Raw genomic sequence first — 3,740 nt, 5'->3', positions numbered from 1 at the left:
CACTATCAAGAATTATTGGAAGATTATCAAAATCAACTGCTAAATATTTATTCTCGGCCTGGGTGCTGGGATGGGTAATTAAATTACTTAGCAACTTAGCTGAAATTGGAACACTGGGGGCAAGGGGATCTGTAGTAAAATCGATTGCTCCCAAATTAATTTCAGCCACTTGAATCGGAGCCGCGGCAGCAGCATTACTAGATTGCCAAACCTGCAATGTTGTGGCTTGATTAGTTAATTTAAAGGTTAGTCCAGGCGCATTAGCCTGAATCCCATCTAACCGCTTGGAATCAAAACGCACACCTGTAACTAAATCAGAATTTAGATTAACCTTGATTGTGATACCGGCACCTGTTGTGTTGGTATTATTGAAAGTTGGTGTATTAGGTGAATCTGGACCCACAAGCGGTATGGCCAAAGCATCCTCGTTAAGCACCAGTAGTCCACCGCTTGCGCCCAAATCAATGCTGGCTTGCTTAGAGATTGCAATCGAATGCACAGCAGATCTTTGATCGCCATCAGCATCCATAACAGAAACACTAAAATCCAAAATGCCAGTGGTTCCATCTGTAGCATTAGCGCTAAAAGCCCAAATACCTTTGCCCGTAGCAAAATCAACAGAAACATCAAAACGACCAAAGCCTTGGATATCTAAAAAGCCATAAGGTAGAGAACTATCAAGCGATATAGAACTTGCATTCGCAGCAAATTCAACTTTATTAGATCCCTGATCGGCTCCGGGCTGAACAAGAAAAGAACCAATGAGGGGAATAGTGGAACCAAAATAGGTATTTGTGCCGCCAATTAATTGCAACTCAGCTGGCATATCATCAAGAACAGTAATACTCGCAGTTGCTTCCGCAGCCTGGCCATTGCTTGCCGCTGCACGTAATGGAATACCAGTAATTTCGATGGCTCCGGTGTAATCCCCAGAAGCCAGTGCTTCGCTATAATTATCATCAGCCACATCATGGTGGCGAAGTGGGCTAAGCAAAGTAGCTTTTAGAGGCACTTCAGAACTGCCATTAGCTGCAACAAGCACCTGGACTGGAAGTTCAAGGCGCAAAACATCAAACCCTGCATAACTGGCAGTAAAAAACAATCCATTAGAACTACGATTCCAAACAACGCCCTTAATCAACTGACCATTTGCATCAATAAGCTCTGGATCAGCGGCAGTTGAATCAAAAACTAAACTGTTGATATCACTTGTTTGAGCCGTAAGTTTTATATTCTGTTGAGCTGCAACTGCAATTTGTTGATTTGGTCCCTTACCATTTGCCAAAGGTAAATTATTCTCATCAACAATTAGCTGAACCCCATCTATTGAAGGGCCACTGGCAGGCTGTATCACAACTCTGTGATTGTAGCTGCGCCTATCTCCATCCGCATCTACAACTGCCACTGAAAAATTAAGTTGCTCTTGGTTGGAAATCGTAGGCAGTGCATTAAAACTCCAACTACCATTAACTTGCACGCCAAGAATGCCTAAAGGAGTGCTAACTCCAGCCGATGCTGCTGCGCTGTTATAGGTAATGTTATCAACGATTAATTCCCAGCGAGAAGTATTAGCAAAGTCTGCATTTGCATAGGCGGAAACATCAGCACCAACGGCGGAACTAAAGCCACCTGTACTATCTATTGCGCTACCCCATCTGCCAGAAGTGGAAGCCCCGGCAGCCAAGCTACTAGTGGTGGCACCGCTGCTATTCACTAGCCTTAAAGCCGGGCGGTCGTCGTGAACAGTTAATACAGCTGAAACTGAGGAGGTACAGCCATCAGCAGCTTTGAGCTGCAATGGTAAGTTTTCAAACACTAATGCGGCATAGCTACCGTCTTGATTTTTTACCAGATGGCTTGGCATAGGGCCAAGCAACTTAGCTCTAAGATTAACCACACCTCTATTACCAGCTGCTATCTGCAAGGCAGTTTGCTTTAAATTGAGGCTAGCTACCGCATTGCCAGCCCAAAATAAAGTGAGAGTGTCATTCGAGCCCAAAACACTTGTTACGGCAAAGCTATAAAGGGAGTTTGATGATGAATCCACTAAATTAGCTGTTACATCATTGCCGGCACGGAACAACTTTATTGCAGCTAAACCAACAGATGTGGGATCAAATCCAATAGATGTGGTAGCTAAACTGCCCGACTGTATAACTAAATTAGCCGTATCAGTAATTCCAAAAGAAAGGGCCGAAGCATTTTCCCCACCGGCATTGGGTAGCTTATCTTCATTAAGGATTAGGCTACGATCATTACTGCTGCCAAAAACAGGCAAGGTATTCAGTGTTATTTTATGGCTACTAAGTGTTAAATCACCATCGCCATCGCGCACACCAATTGAGAAAAACTGTGAGGCTGCTGAAGTTCCGCTGGCAGCCGGAAGAAAAGTCCAACTACCCATGCCGGATCGAACATACGTGCTGATACGTAAAACTCCTTTACCGGCAATATCAAAACTGCGATCCTGCAAATCATTAATCACACCACTGGCAGTAACTAATTGCACATCAGCGTCATAAGAACCATTACCATTTGCATCGATAAGCAATCCAAGCGATGCCTTATCTGCCCCAGGCGATATCACAAACGAACCAGATTTAGCCAACCCCCCAAAACAAGCTGTTGTGGGGCCGGAGATCAGGGGAGCCTGGGGCCTGTCGTCGAGGATGGTGAGCGGAATTGAAATTGTTAGATTATCTGCTGTAAATGCGGCGGCAGATGAATCACTAAACAATAAGCTTATGCCTTTTAAATCAACAGCACCTTGCCAAACACCTGATGGGCCTATTTTGCTGTAGTTATTATCAGCTAAAGCTAATATGTGGCTTGGCAAAGCGCCAGATAAAGTTGCTTTAACTTCTATGGAAGCATTGCTGGCGGGTGCCAGCTGGGGAACACTTGGAAACTCAACCTTGAGCAGTTCAATATTATTGGCACGGGCCCTTAGGGTGCGCGCCGCACTTATGCCATAGTCATAAATAATCGGATTGCCGGCCCCATCGCTGCTGATTGGCGAACCATTTGAATCGAGCAGGCTTAGGCCAGTTATGGATTGGGAACTTCCCTCAAGGGAAACCAAACTAGAGCCGAGTTTAAGTGTGGCAGTGTTAATCGCAAAGCTACCAGTTTTCAAATTAATACTTGTGGTGCTCGTATTGGTAAATGCGGTATTTGGCCCCTCGGCCCCTGCTGAGGGCAAATTATCTTCATCTAAAACTAAAGGATTTGAACTCGTTGCATAGGATGAAACATATACGGCAACCTCAGCTGCCGCAGCATAATTATTTAAACCATTACCAACTCCATCACTACCACTGCGTTCAAAGGCACTCACTCCTGGCAATGAGCTGTAGCTGAGAAAAGCACTATTTAATAATGCTCCGTTTGGTATATCAGGGCTACCAATAACTAAACTACTATCGCTTAATTTGGCTTGGTAGCTAATTGTGATCGATTCACCAACAGCCAACTTTGCAATAGTGCCATGTAATAACTGGGGGCCATTGTCTAACGCCAAGCTAAAAGTGTTAGGCGATGCCTTGATAGATGAAGTGATCAACTGAAGCTGAGCTCCGTTTAAAGCGCTTGGCAGCCGATCCCGCAAATCGATATCAAAGGCGGTAGCAGTACCCTTATTAGTGATAACAAGCTTATATTCAACAACACTATTTTGAGAATCTTGAATGCTATTCAAATCATATGAATCGGCAGATTTCTTCAGCTCAAGCAAAGGCTCC

Annotated in this window: 1 protein-coding gene; it reads right to left on the bottom strand. The window is 44.4% G+C overall.

The annotated features are described in order from the left end of the window. The coding region (locus KB557_RS09635) for a hypothetical protein (RefSeq protein WP_255133658.1) at positions 1 to 3,697 on the bottom strand (3,697 nt) is incomplete at its 3' end. Positions 3,698 to 3,740: the final 43 nt, after the last annotated feature.

The sequence above is a fragment of the Synechococcus sp. Cruz CV12-2-Slac-r genome (genome assembly GCF_024346075.1).
Classification (GTDB): Bacteria; Cyanobacteriota; Cyanobacteriia; order PCC-6307; family Cyanobiaceae; genus Synechococcus_D.
Note: the sequence above shows the minus strand (reverse complement) of the source record. Positions and strands in the feature narration are given on the sequence as shown.